The organism is Alphaproteobacteria bacterium, from assembly GCA_035625915.1.
GTDB lineage: Bacteria > Pseudomonadota > Alphaproteobacteria > JACZXZ01 > JACZXZ01 > DATDHA01.
In genome coordinates, this window is record DASPOR010000129.1 from 1 (window position 1) to 3088 (window position 3088).

At 62.8% G+C, this 3088-nt stretch carries 3 protein-coding genes; 1 reads left to right on the forward strand and 2 read right to left on the reverse strand.

The window, feature by feature from the left end:
- Nucleotides 1–326: 326 nt before the first annotated feature.
- Both VEJ16_10705 and VEJ16_10710 read right to left on the reverse strand, forming a co-directional pair.
- Nucleotides 327–1724 carry an IS1380 family transposase gene (locus VEJ16_10705; GenBank protein ID HYB10131.1) on the reverse strand — a complete coding sequence of 466 codons (1398 nt, stop codon included), beginning with the start codon at nucleotides 1722–1724 and terminating at the stop codon, nucleotides 327–329.
- A gap of 110 nt (nucleotides 1725–1834) precedes the next feature.
- A protein-coding gene (locus VEJ16_10710; GenBank protein ID HYB10132.1) for an IS5 family transposase occupies nucleotides 1835–2586 on the reverse strand; the annotation gives its coding sequence in 2 pieces (ribosomal slippage) (nucleotides 1835–2247 and nucleotides 2247–2586; 753 coding nt in all).
- Between the two features lie 121 nt (nucleotides 2587–2707).
- Here VEJ16_10710 and VEJ16_10715 point away from each other — a divergent pair.
- Entirely contained in the window at nucleotides 2708–3076 is a 369-nt protein-coding gene (locus VEJ16_10715) for a hypothetical protein (GenBank protein ID HYB10133.1), read from the forward strand.
- The last annotated feature ends 12 nt before the right edge of the window (nucleotides 3077–3088 follow it).

A 3088-nucleotide genomic window follows, 5' to 3' on the forward strand; every position in this document is an offset into this window, starting at 1 on the left:
GGGGCTGATGTTGGCCCTGACAGCTCTCGGTTCTGGAGGCGATTCTCCTAGCTTGGGATTGACCTCTTGCTTGGGCCTAGTCTTGCCCCTGGCCTTATCCACCAACCTCCGGATCGCCTCAGGCCTAGCCCGGATATCTCACACTACCTTTGCCCGAATCGGCATCTTTGTCGCTGGCCATTTTCGGTTTTCTGCGGACGCGCCTCGCCGTGGCGTCGAGCGACGCGCGGTGGACTTGGACATTTCATTCCGCGGGTGCCGCGGGGGTGTGGTCTCGGCGGGCCTTGGGGTGGTGCCGCGAAGGTGGCGCGCCGCGGCAGCGCGTGTCAGGCGGGCGAGCCGCGGACACGTCCCGCGGCGTTGAGACGAGCGGCTGCGTCGCCCCAGACGGAGGCGGCAGGACAGCTCGAGGCCATCGCAAGTTTGATGCGGCGGACGCTGGTGCGCACGAGGGCGCCGATCTTGAGCAGCTTGAGACGGATGGTTCCGCAACTGGCGTTGGCAAAGCGCGTGTGGGAGAGCCCGATCCGCCGCAACGCGCAGAGCAGCACGTAGGCCATCGAAGCGAACCACAGGCGCAGCTGATTCGCTCGCATCGTGTTGGTCGAGGTGCGATCGGCGTACAGATCGAGCTGGCATTCCTTGATTCGGTTCTCCATTTCGCCGCGGGCGCAGTAAACCTTCTCGTAGAGATATTTCGGCTTGCAATCGGCCCGCTTGAGCGAGGTGACGACGAAGCGCGGATTGGCCTCGCCTTTGGTGAACTCGGCCTTGGCGACGACCCGACGCTTGCGGCTCCAGCTGCGGACCGTTCGCCAGCCGAACTCCTTGAAGAGCCGCGCCGGCTTGCCGGTCCGACGGCTCTTCGCCTCGGCCCAATCGAGCTCGCTTGCGATCTTGGCAACGAGCCGCTCGTTCTTGGCGAGGCCGAACAGGAAGTGCACGCCATTGGCCTCGCACCAGGCCATCAGATCGTCCCGCGCAAAACCGCTGTCGGCGCGCACCAGAATACGGACTTTCGGCCAGCTGCGCCGGATCTGGGCGACAATCCGTGCCACCTCCTCAGTCGCGCCCTCGGCCGCATCCATGCTCGATTTGCGCAGCCGCGACGCCAGCAGATGGCGCCCGCAGAACACATAAAGCGGCAGATAGCAGTAACAGTCGTAATAGCCGTGGAAGAACCGTCCCTCCTGCTCGCCGTGGACCGGATCGTCGGTCGCGTCGAGATCGAGGATGATCTCGTTCGGCGCCGCGTCGTGCGCCTCCACGAAGAGGTCGACCAGCAGTTTCCTGATCGCGATCGGGTTATGACTGATCTTGTGGTAGCGCGTTGCCTCGAGTCGGCTCAGTTCCAGCCGATTGAGTGTCGACTTGCCGGCGACCGGTGCACACTCCTTGCGTCCCGCCTGCAACTTGCCCGCCAATATCGCCATCACCGGATCGTGGCGCAACTCCTCGTGGTCGTTGAGATCCTCATAGCCCAGCGCGATCCCGAACACTCGCTGTCCCACAAGGGTCACGACCTCATGCTCGATCAGGTTGTGGTTGCGCGCGTCGTGGAAGCATCCGGCAAACCGGTCCATTAACCCGATCGCCCGGTCCGTCGACCCAAGAAGCAGCGCTCCGGCATCCGAGGTAATCACGCCGCCGTCGAATGCCGCCACAACTCGGCGACCTTCCACGGGTGCAAATTCGAACGAATCCGCGGTACACTCTGTCGGCATCGGGGCGCTCCATGAATCAGTGCAAATTGTTGCGGCACAACAACTTTCGCTGATTCGGCGCCCCGATGCACTTAGTACTGTGAGATATCCGCGCTAGGGCCTGTTGACATTCACCGGAGCCAGATCATCGCGCCGACGAGGAATAGCATGGATGCGAATGAGAGCGCAGTTTTCTCATAACGGGTGGCGATGCGACGAAAATGCTTGATTTTGTTGAAGAACCGCTCGACCAGGTTGCGATCCCCATAGACGTGCTTGTCGTACGGAATAGCTTGCGATCGGGAGCGGGTGGAGGGGATCACCGCCTCGGCGCCCGCAGCAGCAACGCTCGCGCGAAAGCGGTCGGAATCATAACCCTTATCGGCGAGCAGCTTGTCGAACGACAGCCCGCTGATCAGATCCTCGGCCTGGAGGATGTCATGGACGTTGCCCGGGGTCAGGATGAAGCGAACGGGATTTCCGAGCGCGTCCACGCCCGCGCTGATCTTTGTGCTCAGGCCGCCGCGCGAACGCCCGAGCGCCTGGTCCTGGCTCCCCCTTTTGCGCCCGCCGAATGTTGGTGGGCCCGCACGATGGTGGAGTCGATGATCAGGTATTCAAAGTCTGGATTTTCCAGTAAGGCCTTGAAAACGCGCTCCCAAACGCCCTTCTTGGCCCATCGGCGGAAGCGCTGGAACACACTGTTCCAGTTACCGAATTGCGGCGGCAGATCACGCCATGGCGCCCCCGCGCGAGCAACCCAGAGCACCGCGTCGACGAACAGACGATTGTCTTCGCCGTGCCGCCCTTTGTCTCCCGCCTTACCCGGAACCAGCCGTTCGATCCGCCGCCAATCGAAATCCCCGAGTTCCCGCCGAATCAAGATCGCCCTCCCCAGTTGCGATCTTGAATCACATTCGCGACTCGGCGGGAATCCCCTAAATGTCAACAGGCCCAAGTACGTCATCCAGACCGAGGAACCCAATCTCGCCGCGGTCGACGCCGTGCGGCTCTACAAGGAACTCTCGGAAGTTGAACGCGCATTCGCCAGTCTCAAGGACGTCCTCGACATGCGGCCGATCTATCATCAGGCCGGCCATCGCGTCGAAGCCCACATCTTCGTCGCCGCGCTCGCATTCCTGCTTCATCGCGCGATCGAAAAGAAGCTCAAGGCCGCGCATCTCGATATCTCCGCCACCGAAGCGCTGACCGTCCTCAAGTCCGTCCGCGTCGTCGACATCGATCTCGGCGATGGCACCGCCAAGCGCTCCGTCACGCCGGGCACCCAACGGGCCGCCGCCGTCCTCCGCGCGCTCGGCATCACCGATCTCCAGCCGCCAACCCCTCCAACACCGGGCCAAACCATCGTGTAGTGACAAACCGCC